Origin of the sequence: Pseudomonas sp. BYT-1, assembly GCF_023611805.1 — a bacterium.
In the GTDB taxonomy this organism is placed as follows: domain Bacteria; phylum Pseudomonadota; class Gammaproteobacteria; order Pseudomonadales; family Pseudomonadaceae; genus Aquipseudomonas; species Aquipseudomonas guariconensis.
In genome coordinates this window covers 3,513,858-3,533,084 of the sequence record NZ_CP072559.1, presented here as the reverse complement: position 1 = coordinate 3,533,084, position 19,227 = coordinate 3,513,858, and the positions used below count along the sequence as shown (strand labels likewise).

The following is a 19,227-nucleotide window of genomic DNA, read 5'->3' as shown; positions in this document are numbered from 1 at the left end:
GCTCAATACAAAAGTCGACTTCATAGGGAGGAACGTGGCACTCGATGATGTCCTGTGCGGTCACCCTGGTGGCCGGTCGCACGGCCGCCCGGGGGGCTAATGCGCACCGACAACCCCCTTGGCATGCCTTGGCAACGCGACCGAAATCAAGGCCGCCAGCAGCACGAAGGCGCAGGAGATCCACAGGCACGCCTGTAGGCCATACGCCTGGAACACCCACCCCGAGAGCAGTGTGCCGATCAGCCGCCCCAGGGCGTTGGACATGTAGTAGAAGCCCACATCCAGCGATACGCCGTCTTCCTTGGCATAGCTGACGATCAGATAGCTGTGCAGCGACGAATTCACCGCAAACAGCACGCCGAACAGCATCAGCCCGCCGAGCAGCACGACCTGGGCTGGCGCCCCGGCAGTCAGGCCCAAGGCGATCAGCGCGGGCACGCCAGCGAGGGCGGTGGCCCAGGCCAAGGCCGCCCGGCCGTCGGGGACATGACCGCGCGCCTTGCCGGTAAGACGAGGGGCAAGCGATTGGACGATGCCATAGCCGATGATCCAGCTGGCCAGGAAGCCGCCGACCTGCCAGAAATCCCAGCCAAAGGCGGTGCTCAGGTACACCGGCAGTGCCACGACGAACCACACATCGCGGGCGCCGAAGAGAAACAGTCGTGCGCCCGAGAGTAGGTTGATCGCCCGGCTCTTGGACAGCAGGTCGCGGAATTTCGGTTTGGCCTTGGCCTTGCCCAGATCCTTTTGCAGCAGGATCAGGCTGGCGAGCCAGATCAAGGCCAGGACTGTCGCCATGGCCAGCACCGCCTGGGTGAAGCCGAGCAGGGCAAGCAGTGCGCCGCCAAGGAAGAACCCCACGCCCTTGAGCGCGTTTTTCGAGCCCGTGAGTAGGGCAACCCATTGGTAGAGAGTGCCTTGCTGGCTGCCCGGAACCAGCAGCTTGATAGTGCTTTTGGCACTCATCTTGTTGAGGTCCTTGGCGATGCCGGACAGCGCCTGGGCGGCCATCACCCAAGGCACCGTCAGCCAGGCGGCCGGCACCGTGAGCATCAGCAAGGCCAGCACCTGCAGGCCCAGGCCGATGTTCATGGTGCGGTTGAGCCCCAGACGGGCGCCCAGGTAGCCGCCCACCAGGTTGGTGATCACCCCGAACACTTCGTAGAACAGGAACAGCGCCGCAATCTGCAGCGGCGTGTAGCCCAGTGCATGGAAGTGCAGCACCACCAGCATGCGCAAGGCGCCGTCGGTGAGGGTGAAAGCCCAGTAATTGCCGGTCACCAGCAGGTACTGACGGACTTGCGAAGACAGGGCAGACAACGCCTTCATGATCGCTGCTTACTCCGCCGTGCCGACCAGCCGGGCCAGCTCCGCTGCGCGGTTGGCATAGCCCCATTCATTGTCGTACCAGGCGTAGACCTTCACCTGGGTACCGTTGACCACCAGTGTCGACAAGGCATCGATGATCGAGGAGCGTGGGTCGGTGCGGTAGTCGATGGACACTAGGGGGCGTTCTTCATAACCCAGGATGTCCTTGAGCGGGCCTTCGGCGGCTGCCTTGAGCAGCGCATTGACTTCTTCGGCCGTGGTCGCACGCTCCACTTCGAACACGCAGTCGGTCAGCGAGGCGTTGGCCAGCGGGACGCGCACGGCATGGCCGCTCAGCTTGCCGCGCAGTTCGGGGAAAATCTCGGCGATCGCAGTGGCCGAGCCAGTGGTGGTGGGAATCAGGCTCATGCCCGAGGCGCGGGCACGACGCAGGTCCTTGTGCGGCGTGTCGAGAATGCTCTGGGTGTTGGTCAAGTCGTGGATGGTGGTGATCGAGCCGTGGCGGATGCCCAGGTGCTGGTGAATCACCTTGACCACCGGCGCCAGGCAGTTGGTGGTGCAGGAGGCGGCGGTGACGATGCGGTGCTGCGCCGGATCGAACAAGTGCTGGTTGACGCCCATCACCACGTTCAACGCGCCGCTTTCCTTCACCGGGGCACAGACCACCACGCGTTTGACGCCTTGGTCGAGGTAGGCCTGGAGCACTGCCACCGATTTCATCTTGCCGCTGGCCTCGATCACCAGATCGCAGCCCGACCAATCGGTGTCGGAGATCGTCTTGTTGGCGGTGACTTTGATGCGCTTGCCCTCGATCACCACCGAGTCGCCTTCGGCATTGGCTTGACGGTGCCAGCGTCCGTGGACCGAGTCGAAGTTGATCAGGTGGGCGTGGGTTTCAGCGTCGCCGGCCGGGTCATTGATCTGCACGAACTCGAATTCTGGCCACTCCCAGGACGCACGCAGCGCCAGACGACCAATACGTCCAAAACCATTGATGCCTACTTTGATTGTCATGTTCTTGTGCTCGTAGTGCGGTAAACCCACCTCCGACGGAAGTGAGGAAGGTCATGAGGGGGTCAGATAGAACGTTGATTGACGCGCTTGGACAGTTCCTCGGCCGACTCCTTGCGCTCGGAGTAGCGGTCGACCAGGTAATCGGCGCGGTCGCGCAACAGCAGGGTGAATTTCACCAGTTCCTCCATGACATCGACGACGCGGTCGTAGTACGCAGACGGCTTCATGCGCCCGGCTTCGTCGAACTCCAGGTAGGCCTTGGGCACTGACGACTGGTTAGGGATGGTGAACATGCGCATCCAGCGGCCGAGCACACGCAACTGGTTCACCACGTTGAACGACTGCGATCCACCGCAGACCTGCATCAGTGCAAGGGTCTTGCCCTGGGTCGGACGTACCGCGCCCATGCTCAAAGGAATCCAGTCGATCTGCGACTTGAACACGCCGGTCATTGCGCCGTGGCGCTCAGGCGAGCACCAGACCATGCCTTCGGACCAGAGCACCAGTTCGCGCAGTTCCTTGACCTTGGGATGATCGTCCGGGGCGTCATCGGCCAGCGGCAGGCCCGAGGGGTTGAAGATGCGCGTCTGGGCACCGAAGTGTTCCAGCAGGCGGGCCGCTTCTTCGGTCAACAGCCGGCTGAAGGAGCGCTCGCGGGTCGATCCGTAGAGCAGCAGGATCCGTGGTTTGTGCGTGGAGGTCTGCACGCGCGCCAGTTTGTCCACGGTCGGCAGGTCAACGAGTGCGTTGTCCAGGTTGGGAATAGGGTGTTCGTTCATGATTTCACTCTTGGCAGAGGGACGGCGTTCTTTGCTCGCACGCCAATGGTGGCAATCAGCAGCAGGAGGCGAGGCGCTGGGGCCGCTCGCCCATGACATCCAGGCGTCGGGTGCTGGTGCTGAGCCATTCGCGGTTGGCCTCCAGCGTGGTTGCCAGCACTTCGCGTACCCAGGCGGGCAATGCGGGATGTAACCGGTAATACACCCATTGGCCTTGGCGGCGGTCTTCCAGCAGGCCACAGGTGCGAAGTTGCGCCAGGTGGCGGGAGACCTTGGGTTGGCTTTCATTCAGGGCGCAGATCAGTTCGCACACGCAGAGTTCTTCCTCGCGGGCAATCAGCAGCATCATGCGCACACGGTTCTCGTCGGCGAGGCACTTGAAAACCTGGGTGGGCGACAAAGGGTCAATCATGGCGGTTCTCATGGGCTGACGAGCACGAGTTTCGAGGGATATATGATTTTGTGAATATACGCTTTATCGAATATATCTCAAGCCCCCGCTGATCAGAGGCAGAGCTCAGCGGGGCGGTCAGGCGCCAAGGGCCTGGCCACCTCGTCCGGCATTGGCCGGCGACCGCTCAGCGCATGTGCAGGATGATCGGGCTGCTGCTGGCCGGGTCGGTGTGTTCGCGCAGCTTGGCGACCGCCTGGGCCTGCACTGCACCGCCCCGATTACCCCAGGCGCTGCGCATGAAAGTCAGGACATCGGCAATCTGCCGGTCCGACAACTGCTCGCGAAACGCCGGCATGCGGTAAGCGTCCGGTTGGCCTTGGGCGACGACCCGTTGCGAGCCGTTGAGGGTGATGTTGATGGCCGAGGCGTCTTCCTTGGCCAGCGCCGAGGTGGCCCCGGCCAGGGGCGGCATCCATTCGGGCTGGCCCTTGCCATCGAGGCCGTGGCAGGAGGCGCAGTGGGTCAGGTAGGTCTGGGCGCCTGGGGTGTCCAAGTGCGTGGCAGGCAAGGCCTGGTATTGCCAGGGCGCACCGTCGCGCTCACGGTCGCCCGGCAATGACTTGAGATAGCGCGCGATCGCCGTCAGGTCCTCGTCGTTCATGAACTGGCTGGAGTTGTTGAAGGCTTCGGTCATCGAGCCGAATACCACGGCATGCTGGTTTCGCCCGGTCTTGAGGAACTGCACGATGTCCGCCTCGCTCCAGCGCCCAAGGCCGGTGTTGTGGTCGCCGCGCAGGCTCGGGGCATACCAGCCATCGAGCAGGGCACCGGCCAGGAACGGCGCACCTCGCTCATCCAGGGCCTTCTCGTTGAAGGCCAGGCCCCGAGGGGTATGGCAACTGCCGCAATGACCGGGGCCCTGGACGATATAGGCGCCGCGGTTCCACAGTGCATCCTGTGCGGGTTTGACCGCATAGGGTGTGGTGGGCGAGAACAGGCCGTTCCACAGGGCGATGGGCCAGCGCAGGTTGAGCGGCCAGGGAATGTCGCTCTGGATGTTGGCCTGGTTGACGGGCGGTACGCCGTGCATGAAGAAGGCATACAGCGCCCTGACGTCATCGTCGCTGAGCTTGGCGTAAGAGGGGTAGGGCATGGCCGGGTACAGCCGTCGGCCTCCTGGCGCGACGCCCTGGCGCACGGCGCGGTCGAAGTCAGCCAGGCTGTAGGTGCCAATGCCGGTCTGCCGGTCGGGGGTGATGTTGGTGGCATGGATCGAGCCCAGCGGCGTGGCCATTTCCAGACCGCCAGCGAATGGCTTGCCCGCCGGCAGGCTGTGGCAGGCGACACAGTCGCTCAGGCGAGCGACGTACTCGCCACGACTGACCAGCGCAGCGTCCGGTGGCGCCTCGCCGGCCAGGGGCGAGGCTGGCTCACGGGTGACATACCAGGCCAACAGGCCTGCCGCAGCCAGGCACGGCAGGGCCAGCCAACGGGCGGCGGTTGCGAGTCGACGGTTGTGCATGGGTGGCCCCTGGGCGTCAGCTGAAGGTATAGCGACTGAGCGGCATGCTGCGAATGCGCTGACCGGTCAGCCGTGCCACCGCGTTGGCCACGGCAGGCGCCACCGCTGGTAGCGGGGGCTCGCCGATCCCGCCCATCTTCGCGCCGCTCTCGATGATGCGCACATGCACCCTCGCCATGCGCGAAGGCGGCAGCACCGGATACAGGTCGTAATTGCGCGCCCGCGGCATGCCGTTTTGCCATACCGCTTCCTCCAGCAGCACCTGGGACAGCCCCAGGGCCACCGCGCCGTTGACCTGGGCTTCGATGATCGCCGGGTTGACGATGCTGCCCGGGTCGATCGCCTGCCAAATGTCGTGCACCTTGACCTGGCCGTTCTCGATCGACACCTCGGCGATCACCGCCGCCTCGGAGCCGAATGGCGAGGCCATGGCCACGCCACGGGCGCGCGTGCTGCCATCCTCGGCCGTGAACGGACCGCGCTTCCAACCGCCGGACAACTCGCCGACCGCCTGCAGTAATGTGGTCAAGCGCGCGTTGCCCTGCAGCAGGTGCAGACGCAACGCGTAGGGGTCCTGGCCGCCCTTGTCGGCCAGTTCGTCGAGAAAGGCTTCGTAGAAGAAGTCGTTGAGCGAATTACCCACCGAACGCCAGTAGCCGAGCATGGCCGGCCCTTTGACGTAGATCTGGGCGATGCGCGTGTTGGCGATGGCGTAGGCCTTGCCCGACAGCCCCTCGAGCGCTGTAGGGTCCAGTTGCTCGCCCTGTTTGCCGGCGATGGCTTCGGTAGGACCCTCGGTGGCGCTCACTGCTTCAAGCGCCACCGGCAGCCCTCTGTCATCGAGCCCGGCGCGGAACTTGACCACGGCGACGGGGCGTAGCACATCGCGCAGGAATTCTTCCTCGCGGCTCCAGATCACCTTGACTGGGCGGCCGACCGCCTTGGCCAGCGCGATGGCTTGCGGGTAGGGGTTGGCCGAGTCATAGAGAAAATGCCGACCGAAAAAGCCGCCGAGCAGAGGCGAGTGCAGGGTGATCCGCGCAGGGTCGAGCCCGGTGCGTTTGGCGATGTCGTCGCGGAACATGTCTGGCGCCTGGTTGGGCAGCCACACCTCCAGCGAACCGTCCGGGTTGAAGCGCGCGGTCGCCGAGGGCGGCTCCAGCTGGGCATGGTTGAGGTACTGATTGTGGTAGGTGGCCTCGACGGTGGTCTTGGCGCTGGCCAGGGCCGCAGCTACATCACCATGTTTTTCGTCATCGCGGCCTGGACCTGGTTGGGCTGCCAGGTGCTCGCGCCAGGCATCGCTGGAAAAATCCTTGGGCATGGGCCGTACCGTCGCGTCGGGCCCCGGCTCCTGCCAGTCGACCTGAAGCGCCTCGGCTGCACGCTTGGCGTACCACCAACGCTCGGCGACCACTGCGACCGCACCGGGCAGTAGGTGCACGGAATGTACGCCTTTCATGGCCTTGACCTGGGCTTCGTTGCGGATGCCGCCAGGGGTCATGCCCAGACGTGGCGCATGCTGCACGGCGGCCTGGAGCATGCCGTCGAGGTGGATGTCGATGCTGTACTGGGCCTTGCCGGTGGACTTGTCGTAGGCATCGACGCGCTTGACCGGCTTGCCGATCCAGCGGAACTGGCTGGGGTCGCGCAGCGGGACACTGGCCGGGTCCGGCACGGGCAGGTCCATGGCGCGTCCGGCCAGCTCGCCATAGGTGATGCTGCGCCCAGAGGCGCCATGGACGACCTTGCCAGGCTCGGTGGAGAGTTCGCCCACCGGCACGTCGAAGTGCTCGGCGCCGGCCTGCAGCAGCATGGCGCGGGCCATGGCGCCGAGACGGCGCATGGTCGGGTAGCTCATGCGCACCGACATGCTGCCGCCGGTGATGCGCATGCCGTTTTCCATCACCACGTAGGCTTCGCCAGGTGGGGCGCTGTCGACCACGAACGTGGCCGGGTCGGCATCCAGTTCCTCGCCGACGATCTGCGCCATGGCGGTGTAGGTGCCTTGGCCGCCTTCCATGAACGGGCTGAGCAGGCGCACGGTGTTGTCCGGGCGAATCTCCAGGAAGGCCGGTACCTGGGTGCCGCGTTCAGTGCCGGTGGCTGTGGCCGCCTGCACCCTGGGTGAACCCAGGGGCAGGCCGAAGCCCAGCACCAGTGCACCGACGGCGGTACCGGCGAGAAAACGCCGGCGCGACAGGTTGACGGTTGCACCGAGCGTCAGGCTCAGCAGGTCTTCGGGGAGCTCCAGGGGCGTTTTCATCAGGCTTTACCCCCTTGGGCCAGGTCGTGCATGGCGGCGTGGATGGCGTTGTAGGTGCCGCAGCGGCACAGGTTGACCATCGCCGCGTTGATCTGCTCGTCGCTGGGCGTGGGCGTGTGCTTGAGCAGCGCGGTGGCCGCCATCACCTGGCCGGACTGGCAATAGCCGCACTGGGCCACCTGGTGCTCGACCCACGCCGCCACCACGCGCTTGCCGACCTCATCGGCCTCGATCGCCTCGATGGTGGTCACCTCCCGCCCGACCACACCGGCCACCGGCGTGACGCAGGCGCGCACCACGTTGCCGTCGACCAGCACCGAACAGGCGCCGCACTGGGCCAGGCCGCAGCCGTATTTGGTGCCGGTCAGCCCCAGGTCGTCGCGAATCACCCACAGCAGCGGCGTGTCGGCTTCGGCATCGACCTGGTAGGTCTTTTGGTTGATTTTCAGCTCCATGGCTCACCTGTAATCAGTCGGTTGATGTGTCGATTCTCGTCGGCAGGAGGGCAGGGCACCCAATCAGGAAACGCTAGCACAGGCGCAGCTCGAGGGCGGCAGCATTAGACCGATGCTGGACGATCATTAGCCTGATTGCAGGGTAGCCCACCGGTTGTCTGATTCAGTTCTCATTCCTGCCCATGGAGGTTGCATGCCAGGGCGGTTTCGATAGGGTGGCGCTCTGGACAGGAGTCGCAGGAGGCCGACATGCGTATCAGGGGTAATGTGTTTTGGAACTGGGCTGATGCGACCCTTCATCATCGAACGCATCAGGAGGCGCTCGACGATGGCACCTGTATCGATGTGCAGGTAAGGCTGTCGCGCACCGGGGCCACGCAGTTGTTCATCGGTGTGTATGCACGTGGCGGCAAGGCCTTGCACGAAGAAGCGTTCGATGCTCGCCCAGGCGAGACCATGACCCGGTCGCTGGCCTGGGGGGTGGGCCGCGCCAGGTGGATAGCCGGCGAGCGCGTCGCGGTCCCCGCCTGCGCCAAGTGACCGACACCCCGCGGCGCGGCCGGTGCGCTGCCATTTATCGGCCACCACGAACCGACGTAGCGGGCGATGACTCCACACAGGGCAAGTCTTTGTATTCCATCGACTGATGAGGCCCGACAATGAATGCCATCGAACTGCTGATCCAGGATCATGAAACCGTCAAGAAACTGCTCGAGGAACTGTCCAGCACCACCGAGCGCGCCGTGAAAAAGCGCAGTGAGTTGCTCGCCCGCATCGAACAGGAGCTGCAGATCCATACCGCGCTCGAAGAGCAGATCCTCTACCCGGCCATCAAGCAGGCCGGAGGCAAGGAAGAGGAGAAAATGTACTACGAGGCCAAGGAGGAACACCGCACCGTCGACTCGCTGGTCTTGCCCGACTTGCTGCAGACCGACACTGGCACCGTGGAATTCGCAGGCAGGGTCAAGGTGATGAAGGAGCTGCTGGAGCACCATATCGAGGAGGAGGAAGGCGAGCTCTTTCCGACTGCCAAGAAGCTGCTGGGCAAGCAGGCGCTCGAGGAGATGGGCGTCGCCATGCAGGCCCACAAGAAAATGCTAAAGGCCGACCAGAGCGCCGCCTGACGCCCATACGCGACCGGGTAGCCGGTCGCGTTTCATTTTCTCGACAGGAGCGCCGTCCATGGCCAGTCATCTGTTTCTGATCAGCTACATCCTCGATAACCAACCAGGCACCTGCGAAATGCGCAGCGACGAACAGGACATCAGCGTGGAATGCGCGCGCAGCTATCTGCAGGGGCTGCATCGCGGCGAGTCATCGTCGTTCACCGATGTACAGGTGCAGCGCATCGAGCATGAACATGAGCCGGGCACATCCCCGGCCCACTACCAACAACCCTGAGCGGTGTGGCCGGATGGTAGTCCGCACCGGCGACCGCCCTGAGGAACGCCCGGTCGGCCAGCCGGCGCAGGTCGCGCCATTCGGTCCACTCCACCAACCCGAGTCGGTCCATTTCATCCGCTTGGCGCAACAGCGTCTCGTGGTAGGTGCTGGGGCAGTCCTGGCGTTGCGTGTGATCGTCGAACAGGGCGAACCAGCAATCGATCGCCAGGCGCTTGCGTCGCTCCCGCTCCAAAGGCTCGTTGAATGCATTCATGGCCGTTTTCCTGCGCGCTTTGGCAATCGAGCCCGAGAGCGGGGCCAAGGTTCATTGCGAGCGTTCCGGCGGTCGTTTGGGGCGACTGTACCAAGCGTGTGAATCTCGAATGAATTTTCTTTCCCTGCCCCTGCTCCATAGGCTTGGAACCACTGAGGAGGCTTGTGATGGCAGGGCAGCAATTGTTTGTGATCGAGTACGAACTCCATGGCGAGTACCGCACGTTCATCATCCGCCTGGGGCGCATGGACAATGCCGAGGCCTGGCATTGGGCCTGTTGCGATGCGGGCGTGGGCATCATCCCACGGTTCGGCCAGCACACGATCAAGAAGGTCAGCCGACCCATGGCCGAGCGCTACGGCCTGGCCAACGTGCGTTGGCGTCCAGCGGGGCAGGGGCCCGAATTCGTCGCCCCGCCCATCGATGTGAAGAAGTTCAACGGCTCATGAGCCCGGGGCACGTCATCATGGAAATCGATCCGCTACTCCACGCACTGCTGCTGGCCCGCGGACCCGGCGGGCAGGAGGATGAAGTCCGGCACATCTGCCAGCGTGAACTGGCTCGTCACTGCGACGAAACCCGCATCGATCGCGCCGGCAACGTGCTCGGCGTGCTGCGCGCAACCCAGCCTTGCGAGCCTGAACAGAGCATCCGATTGATGGCGCACATGGATGAGATCGCCATGATCGTGAAGCGCGTGAAGACCGACGGCACGCTCGAAGTACTGGCACTGGGAGGCGCGCAACCGATCAGTTTTGGCGTGTGCCCGGTGGAGCTGCTCGGCGACCAGCAGTGCCTGCCGGGCGTGCTCTCCTATGGCTCGATGCACAACAGCGGCCGCTCCACCAATGGTCGCGAAGTCCTGTCTGGTGACGTGCATTGGCAGGACGTGCACGTGGTCACACGCCAGGATACCGCTGCACTGGAACGCGCCGGGATCAGGCCTGGCACGCGGGTCGTGCTCAGCCGGCACTGGCGTCAACCCTACGCGGTCAACGACTGCATCGCGGCGCATTTTCTCGATGATCGCGCGCCGGTTGCAGCGCTGCTGGGCTGTGCCCGTGATCTTAAGGCACGCCGCGCCGGGCTGCGCCAGGATGTCTGGTTCGTCTTCACCACCCTGGAGGAAGAGTCCAACGCCGGAGCCATGTACGCCGCGGCGCGCCTGCCGGGCGATACTACCGTGGCAGTCGAAGTGGGCCCGGTGCTGGACGAGTACGGTACCCGGTTGAGCGCCGACCCGATCATCAATACCGGGGATCAAAAAGGTCTCTACAGCCGTAGTGTCGTCCATGGGCTGACGGCGGCGGCGCAGCGCGCCGGGTACAGGCCGCAAGCCGCCTTGCTGGTGGATTTCGCCAGTGACGCGAGTGCGGTCATGAGCGCGGGTGTCGCGGCGCAGGCAGGCTGCCTGGCCATTCCCACGGAGAACACCCATGGCTTCGAGATGATCCATGGCGATGGCATCACGGCCTGTGCAGCGACGTTGGTGGAATACGCGCTGGCGCCGCAAACCCCATCAGCCCCCCACAATCCACGTTGAACCCTCTCCCAGGAGCGACCGGTGCCGCGCATCATCACCCCCGCAACCCCAGAGCACGAAATCAGCGAGCGCAATGCCAAGCTGTTCGGTTCTCCCAAGGAGCGTCTGGATTTCTACCGCCGGGAAATCCAGTACGAGACGAGCATCCTGGCCAACCGCACCGATGCCTTTCTTGCGGCCCAGTCGTTTCTGGTCATCGCGTTCGTGTCCTCCATGGGCAATCTCAATCCGGACTGGGGGGCGGCGTTCACCTTGATCGTGCCGCCGTTTCTCGCCTTGTTGGGGGCGTTGAGTTCGTTGAGTGCCTGGCCGGGCATCCGCGCGGCCTACAAGATCATCGACCATTGGCAGTTCAAGCAGAGCCACCTGCTGCGCAGCGAGCCCTTGATGGGGTTGGCTTATGACGAGTCACCCCTGTTTTGCGAGACGGAAATCTCGCGACCTGGGTATCGCAAGTCATTGCTGTTTTCGTTGCGCACTCCTTGGGTATTCCTGGTGTTCTGGCTGGCCCTAGGGGGTTATGCGGTGGCAATCCAGGTGTTGTGATGTGCCCGGGCCTGGCAGTCGAAGCGAGGCCGCGTGGCGCCTTTAGCGTAGCCGCATGCCCACCTGTCGGTTCGACAGAGTCGAGGCGGGGAACTGGCTTTCACAAGCAGTACCCATCATCCCAAAGAGGCAACGCAACATGACATCCATTACCGACAATCTGCTCGACTGGCTGCGAGATGCCCATGCCATGGAACAGCAAGCCGAGAGCATGCTCAAAGGGCAGGCTGAACGCCTCGAGCATTACCCCACCCTCAAGGCACGGATCGTCCAGCACATCGAAGAAACCCAAGGGCAGCAGCGCGTGCTGGTCGAGTGCATCGAGCGCCTGGGCGGAAGCACTTCGGTGTTCAAGGACATGGCAGCCAAACTCATGGCCTTCGGGCAGGCAGTGGGCGGCATGGCCATGAGCGACGAGGTGGTCAAAGGGGCCATGGCCGGCTATGTCTTCGAAAACATGGAGATCGCCTCGTACACCGTGTTGATCGAGGCGGCGGAGGCGGCCGGCGACAGCGCCACCGCACAGGCCTGTAGGTCGATTCTCAAGGAAGAAGTGGCCATGGCCGAATGGCTGAAGGACCACCTGCCGGAAGTGACCCGTGCCTTCCTGGCCCGATCCGCCGATCCGGATGCCGAAGCCAAACGCTGAAGCCAATCACCCGCACCGGCGTTTTGCCCGGTGCGGGTCCCATCCTACTCCTGACCGTTGTTGACCTTGCCAAGCTCCGCCCCGGTCAGAGGCTGGGCCTGGGGGTTGGACATCGTCCTGGTTTTCATCGCGTCCAATGCGGTTTGCGACTGCGCGTCGAGCTGCACCGAGGCCTCGCCATCGCCGCCATCCACAGCCGGTTGAGGCTGTTCCACATAGACCCAGTCTTGTCCTTCATTCCAGGCCCCGCGCATTTCGCCACCTTTGGAAAGGTTGAAGTACGTGTTGTTGAACTCAGGATCTCCTGGCAGCTTGCCTTGGGGGAAGTTGGGCTGAATGGCATGCAGGGCTTTTTCGAAAGACAGTTGGTGAGCGATTTCCCGACTCATGAGAAAGCCCAGGGCATCCTTGATGCCGGGATCGTCCGTGACATTGATCAGCCGCTCGTAGACGATCTTTGCACGGGCTTCGGCGGCGATGTTGGAGCGAAGATCTGCAGTGGGTTCGCCAATGGTATCGATGTAGGCCGCCGACCAGGGCACACCGCCGGAATTGACCAAGGGTGCGCCGGCGCCATAGAGCAGGCTGGTGATATGCGAGTCGTTACCGGCACCGGTCAGCGAGCGGTAGAGCTCGCCTTCGGCCTCGATGCCCTCGGCCAGTTGGCCTTTGGCGCCCTTGTTGAGCATCACCACGATCGAGCCGATGATTTCCAGGTGGCTCAGTTCCTCCGTGGCGATATCGAATAGCAGGTCCTTGCGCCCTGGGTCATCCTCGCTCACGGCCTGGGTGAAATAGCGCATGGCGGCGGCCAGTTCCCCTTGGGGGCCGCCGAACTGTTCGAGCAGCAGATTCGCCAGCCCAGGATTGGGCTGCGCCACCCGCACGGTGTACTGCAGGCGTTTGTTGTGCATGAACATTGGAATGTGCCTCATCAACAGCGCCGGGGCGGCAGAACCGCCCCGGCAATCGGTGGGAAGTTAGCGGTCGTCGTCGCTTTTACGGCCGCCCCCATGGCTGTGCTGGCCGCCTACGCGACCGGCTTCGGAGGCCTTTTCACGGTCGTTGGCGAAATTGCCGCCGGACGCCTGGCCGCCTTTCTTGCCGGCCTCAGAGGCACGTTCAGGGTCGTTCTTGAAATTGCCCCCGGACATTTGGCCGCCTTTGTGACCGGCTTCGGCGGCGCGCTCAGGATCGTTCTTGAAGTTACCCCCGGACATCTGGCCGCCTTTGTGGCCGGCCTCGGAGGCGCGTTCAGGATCGTTCTTGAAATTGCCACCGGACGCCTGGCCACCTTTATGCCCAGCTTCAGAAGCTTTCTCCCGGTCGTTGGCGAAGTTACCTGGGTTGGTGTTGGCGCTGCCGCCTTGGTTGCTTTGTTTGTCTTGGTTGTCAGCCATGATCTTTCACCTCATGTCATCTACACAGGAAGGTCTGTGTCTAGTAGTGACAAGGGCGAGGCATTGCGCCTCGCAAAAGGAATTGGAATTTGCTGACGGGTTGCTTTAAGGATTGACGGACCGGCGTTTGAGGTGCCAAAGCCAATAACCCTGGCTTGTCTCGCACTGCTTTCGGGTGCGCAGGTTGTTGCTTTACGGATGACCTTCGCGCAAGTATTCGCAAGGCGCTGGCACTGTGGTGAGATCGATTGGTATGTGTCCCTTCGCTTGAACGGGGCGTCAGGTGTGCAGGTCTTCAGGGAAGAAGCGTCAGTCGGCGCTGCCGATACCCGAACCTTTGCCCAGAACACCCGGTATGCCTGCAAAGAAAAACCGCACAGCCAAAGCCCGCGCCACGATCGTCTGTCTACGCAACGGAAAGGTCCTGCTCGTACGCAAGAAAGGCGCGAGGTGGAACCTGCCAGGCGGCGTCATCGAACCGGGCGAGACGCCGGAAGAGGCCGCCATTAGAGAGTTGCGCGAGGAAGCCTCTTTGCACTGCCAGGGCTTGCATGCGTTGTGTACATTGCCGGTTGGCAATGTGCTTCATCACATCTTCACCATCAACCTCGGCGAGCGGACACGGCCGGTGCCCAGCAACGAAATCGTGGCCTGCAAATGGGTGCTGCGCAGCGTGCTGGGCCGTATGCAATTGAGCAGCACCGCCGCTGCCTTGTTGGCCAAGGAGCTGCCGGTGTTGTCGGCACCGGTGTGACAGCGCCGGCCCATTCATCCGCGCTCAACGAAGCTGTCTGAACTTTACGCCGCCGTGCGCCTTCCTCTGTTCACACCTGTGGTTTTTTCGAATCGCAAGAGGAGGCGGATATGAGTGATCCTGTCACGTATTTCTGGATCGCCCTGATGGCGATCATTCTGCTGGTCGATCTCTGGGCCATCGTCAGCGTGTTCCGCAGCGACAAGTCCGACGGCACCAAAGTGCTGTGGTCGTTGCTGCTGGTGCTGTTCCCAGTGATCGGGCTGGCCATCTGGGGCGTTGCCGGGCCGCGCGGCATCAAGCGTGGCACCGGACCGACTTCGCCTGAGCACAGCAAAGGATAGGAGGGGACGATGACCCAAGCTACCCACGAACCTGCTAAGCGCCCGCCAAAGGGTGAGGCCGAACGCGACAACGACGCCCATCGTCCTGATGGCTCGACCGGTACTGCGCACGACTCGACGGCGCAAAAGGCCGCGCGGGACAAAGGCAAACGCCACTGAGCCTGCCCAAGTTGGGCATGGTTAAAGGTCTACCCACGCTTGGCGCGAGGCTTTCGGGGCGTCATGCTCGCAGCCTGCATCGACGCTACACTTGCATCGTCGAGATAGGCGGGTACGACCGAACCGAGGGCGCCCATGCGCAAGCTTTATCGACCGATGCTCTTGTCACTGATGTGTTTCCTGCTTGCCCCGGCGGCTGCCGGGGCAGCGCCGCCGTGCAAGCACTTGGTGGCAACAGGCAATCCCGAGTACCCGCCTTACCTGTGGCGCGACCCGCAGAACCCGCAACGCCTGATCGGCGCCAATGCCGATCTGCTCCAGCGCCTTGGCAGCGAACTGGGGCTTGAGATCGACGTGGTCTATGGCGGGCCGTGGTCGCGTGCGCAGGAGCAGGTCAAGAGCGGGCGGATCGACTTGATTGCCGGCGCCTTTCGTACCGTATCGCGCGAAGTCACCATGGATTTCATTCCCCCGCCGTTCCTGAACACGCCCAGCGTGGTCTGGGTGCGTCACGACGACCCGTTTTCCTACACAGGGTGGGCCGACCTGCAAGGGCGCATCGGTGGCACCCTGGTCAACAACAGCTACGGCCAGCAATTTGACGACTACGCCAACGCTCACCTGAAACTCGAAGCGGTCCCCAGCGCGGACCAAGCGTTTCGCAAGCTGTTGTTCAAACGCAACGACTACGTCATCTACGAGCTTTACCCAGGACTGGCGCTGGCCCGCACTCTGGGCATCTCCCAGCAAGTGCAGGCGCTGGCGCCGCCTGTTTCCAGCGAAGGGCTGTACCTGACCCTCTCCCATCACTCGGCCTGCAACCAGCCCGAGCTACGGGCGCAACTGGCACAAAAACTCACCGACCTGCTCGACCGTGCCGTGCCCAGGCAACTGCTGGAGCAAAACCTCAAGCGCTGGCAGGACCAGCAGGCTCGGCCGGGTACGACGGGCAAGCCTTGATGGCGGCCTCACTTGAACCAGTTCAGCGCTCGGGGTTCGCAGTTGAGCAGCACATGCTTGAGTTCGCTGAATTCCTCTAGCCCTGCCGCCGACAGCTCGCGGCCAATGCCGCTGGCCTTGAAGCCGCCCCAGGGCGCCTGGGGAAAGGCCACGTTGTAGTCGTTCACCCAAAGCGTCCCCACCCGTAGCCGCCGCGCCAGACGATGGGCCCGGCCTAGGTCTGCGGTCCACACGCCCGCCGCCAAGCCATAGGGCGTATCGTTGGCAAGCTGAATGGCATGGTTCTCGTCGGTGAAGCGCTCGACGGTGATCACCGGCCCGAAGATTTCCTCACGGGCGATGCCCATGTCGGCCTGGACCTCGGTGAGTAGGGTAGGGCGCAGCCAGAACCCCTTGCTCAAGTGCGCGTCCCTGGGGATATGGCCACCTGCGCTCAGGCGGGCGCCTTCGCCTTGCGCCGTCTGGACCAGTGCCAGCACACGGTCCCGATGCGCCGCCGAGATCAGCGGGCCCATGCGCGTACGGCTGTCGAAGCCATCGCCCAGGACGATGGCTTCGATGCGTTCGGCCAGGCGCTCGACGAAGCGGTCATGGATGCTCGCCTCCAGCAGCAGGCGCGACCCGGCCGAGCACACTTGCCCGGCATTGAAGAACACTGCGTTGAGCGCTTGGTCCAGCGCCACGTCCAGGTCGGCGTCGGCGAACACGATGTTCGGGTTCTTGCCGCCAAGTTCCAGGGCCAGGCGCTTGAAGTTGCCACTGGCGGCCTGCATGACCTTGGCGCCGGCATTGGCGCCACCGGTGAACGACAGCATGTCCACCCGCGCGCTGAGCGCCAGGCGATGGCCCACGGCGCCATCGCCGCAAACCAAGTTGAACACGCCGGGCGGCAGCGCGAGGGCGGCCAGCAGCGATGTCAGGTGCAAGGCGCTCAGCGGCGTCAGTTCGCTCGGTTTGAGAATCACCGTGTTCCCTGCGGCCAGGGCGGGCGCGAGTTTCCAGGCGGTCTGCAGCAGCGGGTAGTTCCACGGCACGATCAGTGCGCAGACGCCCACCGGCTCATGGCGCGTGACGCTGATGACATGGGCGGGCGCCTGGGGATGGGCGATGTCGGTGCGCGCTTCGAGCAGCCCCGCGTAGTAGCGGAAGGTGGCTACCACGCAGGCCAGGTCGGCCTCGCTTTCGCCGAGGGTCTTGCCAGTGTTGAGGGTTTCCAGGCGCGCCAGATGGGCGGCATCGGTTTCGATGGCCGCCGCGATGCGCAGCAGCACGGCGCTGCGCTCGTTCGGCGGCAGCTGGGGCCAGGGGCCGTGGTCGAAGGCGTGGCGGGCAGCGTCGATCGCGGCGTCGATATCGTCGGCGCTTGCCTCTGGCGCCAGGGCGAGCAGGGTTTCGTCGGCGGGGTTGATGATTTCCCGATAGCGCTTGTTGTGCGGTTCACGCCACTGTCCTGCAATGAAGAGCTGATGATGCGCCATGCTGCGTTTCCTCGTGTGCATTGGAAATGACCGCACCATAGCCAGGCCCCTGGGCGCGATCTTGACCGAATGCGACAGCCATTACCGCCCGTGCATTCGCGACAAGCCAGGTCGCATCGCGTCAAGTCCTCGGTTGTGTGCTCCCTAGACTCGGGGATGTGAATGCGTACCCGGGGGGTGCGCTCGAAGCCCGAGGAACTGCCATGCACAACCCATCCATCGCCGTGTTAGACGCCCATGCCCAGCCCCGCGTCGAGCTCGCTTGCGCGTTTCGCTGGACTGCCCGCCTGGGCATGCACGAGGCCATCGCCAACCATTTCAGCCTGGCCGTGTCCGAGGACGGAAGGCGCTTTCTGATCAACCCCTATGGGCGGCATTTTTCCAGGATGCGCGCCAGCGACCTGTTGCTGCTCGATGCCGATGATCCTTCGGCCCTGCAGCGCCCCGGGGCGCCGGACATCACCGCCTGGGCTTTGCACGGTGCCTTGCATCGCCAGCACCCGCACGCGCGCTGCATCCTGCATGTGCATTCCAAGTACGCCACGGCCTTGGCCTGCCTGGCCGATTCACGCCTGCCGCCGATCGAGCAGAACGCCATGCGCTTCTTCGAGCGCGTGGCCATCGACGAGGGTTTCGATGGCATGGGCCTGGGGGATGAAGCGGAGCGAGTGAGTCGTCAGCTGGGCGACAAGCCGATCCTGCTGATGGGCAACCACGGCGTACTGGTGGCGGCGCCCAGCGTGGCCCAGGCCTTCGACGATCTCTACTACTTCGAGCGCGCCTGCGAGCTCTACCTCACCGCCCTGGCCACCGGCCGCCCGCTGCGCATCGCCAGCGACGCCGTGGCGCGCAAGACGGCCCGGCAGTGGTTGGACTACCCGGACTTCGCCACCCGCCATTTTGCCGCGCTGCAGGAAATCCTCGATGAACAGGAGCCGGACTACCGCGCCTGAACGTCCCAACCCTTTGCCACGCCCACCCTCAACCGTTCTGGAGTCGCTCGCATGCCGAAGAAAACAGCCGTATCCGTGCTCGCCGCATCGCTGTTCGCCGCAGCCTTTGCCACCGCCCAGGCGGGGGACCCCGTCGCCTGTCAGACCGTGCATTTCGCCGAGGTCGGCTGGGCCGACATCGCTGCCACTACAGGCCTTGCCACCACCGTGCTGCAGGGCCTGGGCTACAAGACCAAGACGCAGATGCTGTCGATCCCGATGGCTTACCAAGCCATGGAGATGAAGACGATCGATGTCTATCTCGGCGCATGGATGCCCTCGATGGCGGCGATCTCTACGCCGTTTCTGGAAAAAGGCAGCGTCGAGCGGGTGCGCACCAACCTGACCGGCGCCAAGTACACCCTGGCGGTGCCGGACTATGCCTACGAGGCTGGGCTCAAGGATTTCAAGGACATCGCCCGGCTCAAGGACCAGTTGCAGGGGCGCATCTATGGCATCGAGGCGGGCAACGACGGCAACCAGATCATCCAAGGCCTGATCGACAAGGATCGCTACGGCCTCAAGGATTTTCGCCTGGTCGAGTCGAGCGAGGCCGGCATGCTGGTGGAGGTGCGCCGGGCCGTGCGCTCGAAAAAACCGATCGTGTTCCTGGGCTGGGAGCCGCACCCGATGAACACCCAGTTGTCGATGCGCTACCTCAGTGGCGGCGATGACGACTTCGGGCCCAACTATGGCGCTGCGGTGGTCGATACCCACACCCGCAAAGGCTTTGGCCAGGAGTGCCCGAACGTTGGGGCGCTGTTATCGCGGATGGAGTTCCAGCTGGGGATGGAGAGTCAGATCATGGGCGCGATCCTCAACGACAAGCAAAAGCCTGCGCTGGCATCGCATGAATGGCTCAAGCGCAATCCGCAGGTGCTGGACAGCTGGTTGGCGGGGGTGACGACCTTCGATGGCCAGCCGGGCGTGTCAGCGGTGCGCCGTTACCTGGGGCTCTAGCGCAAGGCCGCCGGGGCCGCGTTGCG

At 63.9% G+C, this 19,227-nt stretch carries 23 protein-coding genes; 13 read left to right on the top strand and 10 right to left on the bottom strand.

Features of this window, described 5'->3' with window-relative positions; genetic code table 11:
- Window positions 1–96: 96 nt before the first annotated feature.
- The 7 genes from arsJ to J5X93_RS16370 all read right to left on the bottom strand — a co-directional run bounded on the left by arsJ (window position 97) and on the right by J5X93_RS16370 (window position 7,759).
- Window positions 97–1,329: an organoarsenical effux MFS transporter ArsJ gene (gene arsJ, locus J5X93_RS16400; protein WP_102081467.1), complete on the bottom strand. Its 1,233-nt coding sequence runs from the start codon at window positions 1,327–1,329 to the stop codon at window positions 97–99.
- 9 nt (window positions 1,330–1,338) lie between these two features.
- Window positions 1,339–2,343, bottom strand: a complete 1,005-nt coding sequence (locus tag J5X93_RS16395; RefSeq protein WP_182815457.1) for an ArsJ-associated glyceraldehyde-3-phosphate dehydrogenase — start codon at window positions 2,341–2,343, stop codon at window positions 1,339–1,341.
- 62 nt (window positions 2,344–2,405) lie between these two features.
- Window positions 2,406–3,122, bottom strand: coding sequence for an arsenical resistance protein ArsH (arsH, locus tag J5X93_RS16390; RefSeq protein WP_043209028.1), 717 nt, complete (start codon window positions 3,120–3,122; stop codon window positions 2,406–2,408).
- Window positions 3,123–3,177: 55 nt separating this feature from the next.
- Complete coding sequence (locus tag J5X93_RS16385) at window positions 3,178–3,534, bottom strand: metalloregulator ArsR/SmtB family transcription factor (RefSeq protein ID WP_182942867.1); 357 nt, start codon at window positions 3,532–3,534, stop codon at window positions 3,178–3,180.
- A 166-nt stretch (window positions 3,535–3,700) separates the two neighbouring features.
- The gene (locus J5X93_RS16380) at window positions 3,701–5,038 is read right to left on the bottom strand and encodes a c-type cytochrome (protein ID WP_182942869.1); all 1,338 of its coding nucleotides are present in this window, start codon (window positions 5,036–5,038) and stop codon (window positions 3,701–3,703) included.
- Between the two features lie 16 nt (window positions 5,039–5,054).
- A complete protein-coding gene (locus J5X93_RS16375; RefSeq protein WP_182942871.1) occupies window positions 5,055–7,304 on the bottom strand; it encodes a xanthine dehydrogenase family protein molybdopterin-binding subunit in 2,250 nt (749 codons plus the stop codon).
- Window positions 7,304–7,759, bottom strand: a complete 456-nt coding sequence (locus tag J5X93_RS16370) for a (2Fe-2S)-binding protein (protein ID WP_090344626.1) — start codon at window positions 7,757–7,759, stop codon at window positions 7,304–7,306. The genes J5X93_RS16375 and J5X93_RS16370 overlap by 1 nt, the downstream gene beginning before the upstream one ends.
- A 249-nt stretch (window positions 7,760–8,008) precedes the next feature.
- On the opposite strand from J5X93_RS16370, the gene J5X93_RS16365 reads away from it, so the two are divergent.
- From J5X93_RS16365 to J5X93_RS16330, 7 genes are all read left to right on the top strand, one after another.
- A complete protein-coding gene (locus J5X93_RS16365; protein ID WP_182942873.1) occupies window positions 8,009–8,299 on the top strand; it encodes a hypothetical protein in 291 nt (96 codons plus the stop codon).
- A gap of 119 nt (window positions 8,300–8,418) precedes the next feature.
- Window positions 8,419–8,883: a PA2171 family ribosome-binding persister protein gene (locus tag J5X93_RS16360; protein ID WP_043209016.1), complete on the top strand. Its 465-nt coding sequence runs from the start codon at window positions 8,419–8,421 to the stop codon at window positions 8,881–8,883.
- A gap of 58 nt (window positions 8,884–8,941) precedes the next feature.
- Window positions 8,942–9,160 (top strand): hypothetical protein, encoded by a 219-nt coding sequence (locus J5X93_RS16355; RefSeq protein ID WP_043209014.1) that lies wholly within the window; start codon window positions 8,942–8,944, stop codon window positions 9,158–9,160.
- Window positions 9,161–9,583: 423 nt separating this feature from the next.
- Window positions 9,584–9,865 (top strand): DUF6555 family protein, encoded by a 282-nt coding sequence (locus J5X93_RS16345; RefSeq protein ID WP_043209012.1) that lies wholly within the window; start codon window positions 9,584–9,586, stop codon window positions 9,863–9,865.
- Between the two features lie 17 nt (window positions 9,866–9,882).
- Window positions 9,883–10,959, top strand: coding sequence for a M28 family peptidase (locus J5X93_RS16340; protein WP_043209011.1), 1,077 nt, complete (start codon window positions 9,883–9,885; stop codon window positions 10,957–10,959).
- A gap of 21 nt (window positions 10,960–10,980) precedes the next feature.
- On the top strand, window positions 10,981–11,505 hold the full coding sequence (locus J5X93_RS16335) for a hypothetical protein (RefSeq protein ID WP_090344633.1): 525 nt from the start codon (window positions 10,981–10,983) through the stop codon (window positions 11,503–11,505).
- A 139-nt stretch (window positions 11,506–11,644) separates the two neighbouring features.
- Window positions 11,645–12,154, top strand: coding sequence for a ferritin-like domain-containing protein (locus J5X93_RS16330; protein WP_043209008.1), 510 nt, complete (start codon window positions 11,645–11,647; stop codon window positions 12,152–12,154).
- A 44-nt stretch (window positions 12,155–12,198) separates the two neighbouring features.
- On the opposite strand, the gene J5X93_RS16325 is transcribed toward J5X93_RS16330, so the two are convergent.
- Complete coding sequence (locus J5X93_RS16325) at window positions 12,199–13,074, bottom strand: manganese catalase family protein (RefSeq protein ID WP_043209006.1); 876 nt, start codon at window positions 13,072–13,074, stop codon at window positions 12,199–12,201.
- 60 nt (window positions 13,075–13,134) lie between these two features.
- Complete coding sequence (locus tag J5X93_RS16320; RefSeq protein ID WP_043209003.1) at window positions 13,135–13,554, bottom strand: con-10 family general stress protein; 420 nt, start codon at window positions 13,552–13,554, stop codon at window positions 13,135–13,137.
- 355 nt (window positions 13,555–13,909) lie between these two features.
- Between J5X93_RS16320 and J5X93_RS16315 the strand changes: the two genes are divergently transcribed.
- The 4 genes from J5X93_RS16315 to J5X93_RS16300 all read left to right on the top strand — a co-directional run bounded on the left by J5X93_RS16315 (window position 13,910) and on the right by J5X93_RS16300 (window position 15,771).
- The gene (locus J5X93_RS16315) at window positions 13,910–14,308 is read left to right on the top strand and encodes an NUDIX domain-containing protein (RefSeq protein WP_043209002.1); all 399 of its coding nucleotides are present in this window, start codon (window positions 13,910–13,912) and stop codon (window positions 14,306–14,308) included.
- Window positions 14,309–14,418: 110 nt separating this feature from the next.
- The gene (locus J5X93_RS16310; RefSeq protein WP_182942875.1) at window positions 14,419–14,652 is read left to right on the top strand and encodes a PLD nuclease N-terminal domain-containing protein; all 234 of its coding nucleotides are present in this window, start codon (window positions 14,419–14,421) and stop codon (window positions 14,650–14,652) included.
- Between the two features lie 9 nt (window positions 14,653–14,661).
- Complete coding sequence (locus tag J5X93_RS16305; RefSeq protein ID WP_168166359.1) at window positions 14,662–14,811, top strand: hypothetical protein; 150 nt, start codon at window positions 14,662–14,664, stop codon at window positions 14,809–14,811.
- 135 nt (window positions 14,812–14,946) lie between these two features.
- Entirely contained in the window at window positions 14,947–15,771 is an 825-nt protein-coding gene (locus tag J5X93_RS16300) for a substrate-binding periplasmic protein (protein ID WP_182942877.1), read from the top strand.
- 8 nt (window positions 15,772–15,779) lie between these two features.
- Here J5X93_RS16300 and J5X93_RS16295 read toward each other — a convergent pair whose 3' ends face one another.
- Window positions 15,780–17,249 carry an aldehyde dehydrogenase family protein gene (locus J5X93_RS16295; RefSeq protein ID WP_182942880.1) on the bottom strand — a complete coding sequence of 490 codons (1,470 nt, stop codon included), beginning with the start codon at window positions 17,247–17,249 and terminating at the stop codon, window positions 15,780–15,782.
- Window positions 17,250–17,452: 203 nt separating this feature from the next.
- On the opposite strand from J5X93_RS16295, the gene J5X93_RS16290 reads away from it, so the two are divergent.
- The gene (locus J5X93_RS16290; protein WP_043208997.1) at window positions 17,453–18,202 is read left to right on the top strand and encodes a class II aldolase and adducin N-terminal domain-containing protein; all 750 of its coding nucleotides are present in this window, start codon (window positions 17,453–17,455) and stop codon (window positions 18,200–18,202) included.
- Window positions 18,203–18,253: 51 nt separating this feature from the next.
- Window positions 18,254–19,201 carry a choline ABC transporter substrate-binding protein gene (locus tag J5X93_RS16285; RefSeq protein ID WP_182942882.1) on the top strand — a complete coding sequence of 316 codons (948 nt, stop codon included), beginning with the start codon at window positions 18,254–18,256 and terminating at the stop codon, window positions 19,199–19,201.
- The last annotated feature ends 26 nt before the right edge of the window (window positions 19,202–19,227 follow it).

Coding starts and splice junctions, on each gene's coding strand:
- J5X93_RS16345 (WP_043209012.1), top strand. CDS start 9,584: ATGGCAGGGCAGCAATTGTTTGTGATCGAGTACGAACTCCATGGCGAG.
- J5X93_RS16375 (WP_182942871.1), bottom strand. CDS start 7,304: ATGAAAACGCCCCTGGAGCTCCCCGAAGACCTGCTGAGCCTGACGCTC.
- J5X93_RS16290 (WP_043208997.1), top strand. CDS start 17,453: ATGCACAACCCATCCATCGCCGTGTTAGACGCCCATGCCCAGCCCCGC.
- J5X93_RS16395 (WP_182815457.1), bottom strand. CDS start 2,343: ATGACAATCAAAGTAGGCATCAATGGTTTTGGACGTATTGGTCGTCTG.
- J5X93_RS16305 (WP_168166359.1), top strand. CDS start 14,662: ATGACCCAAGCTACCCACGAACCTGCTAAGCGCCCGCCAAAGGGTGAG.
- J5X93_RS16385 (WP_182942867.1), bottom strand. CDS start 3,534: ATGATTGACCCTTTGTCGCCCACCCAGGTTTTCAAGTGCCTCGCCGAC.
- J5X93_RS16300 (WP_182942877.1), top strand. CDS start 14,947: ATGCGCAAGCTTTATCGACCGATGCTCTTGTCACTGATGTGTTTCCTG.
- J5X93_RS16320 (WP_043209003.1), bottom strand. CDS start 13,554: ATGGCTGACAACCAAGACAAACAAAGCAACCAAGGCGGCAGCGCCAAC.
- J5X93_RS16315 (WP_043209002.1), top strand. CDS start 13,910: ATGCCTGCAAAGAAAAACCGCACAGCCAAAGCCCGCGCCACGATCGTC.
- J5X93_RS16360 (WP_043209016.1), top strand. CDS start 8,419: ATGAATGCCATCGAACTGCTGATCCAGGATCATGAAACCGTCAAGAAA.
- J5X93_RS16370 (WP_090344626.1), bottom strand. CDS start 7,759: ATGGAGCTGAAAATCAACCAAAAGACCTACCAGGTCGATGCCGAAGCC.
- arsJ (WP_102081467.1), bottom strand. CDS start 1,329: ATGAAGGCGTTGTCTGCCCTGTCTTCGCAAGTCCGTCAGTACCTGCTG.
- J5X93_RS16355 (WP_043209014.1), top strand. CDS start 8,942: ATGGCCAGTCATCTGTTTCTGATCAGCTACATCCTCGATAACCAACCA.
- J5X93_RS16365 (WP_182942873.1), top strand. CDS start 8,009: ATGCGTATCAGGGGTAATGTGTTTTGGAACTGGGCTGATGCGACCCTT.
- arsH (WP_043209028.1), bottom strand. CDS start 3,122: ATGAACGAACACCCTATTCCCAACCTGGACAACGCACTCGTTGACCTG.
- J5X93_RS16285 (WP_182942882.1), top strand. CDS start 18,254: ATGCCGAAGAAAACAGCCGTATCCGTGCTCGCCGCATCGCTGTTCGCC.
- J5X93_RS16310 (WP_182942875.1), top strand. CDS start 14,419: ATGAGTGATCCTGTCACGTATTTCTGGATCGCCCTGATGGCGATCATT.
- J5X93_RS16325 (WP_043209006.1), bottom strand. CDS start 13,074: ATGTTCATGCACAACAAACGCCTGCAGTACACCGTGCGGGTGGCGCAG.
- J5X93_RS16340 (WP_043209011.1), top strand. CDS start 9,883: ATGGAAATCGATCCGCTACTCCACGCACTGCTGCTGGCCCGCGGACCC.
- J5X93_RS16380 (WP_182942869.1), bottom strand. CDS start 5,038: ATGCACAACCGTCGACTCGCAACCGCCGCCCGTTGGCTGGCCCTGCCG.
- J5X93_RS16330 (WP_043209008.1), top strand. CDS start 11,645: ATGACATCCATTACCGACAATCTGCTCGACTGGCTGCGAGATGCCCAT.
- J5X93_RS16295 (WP_182942880.1), bottom strand. CDS start 17,249: ATGGCGCATCATCAGCTCTTCATTGCAGGACAGTGGCGTGAACCGCAC.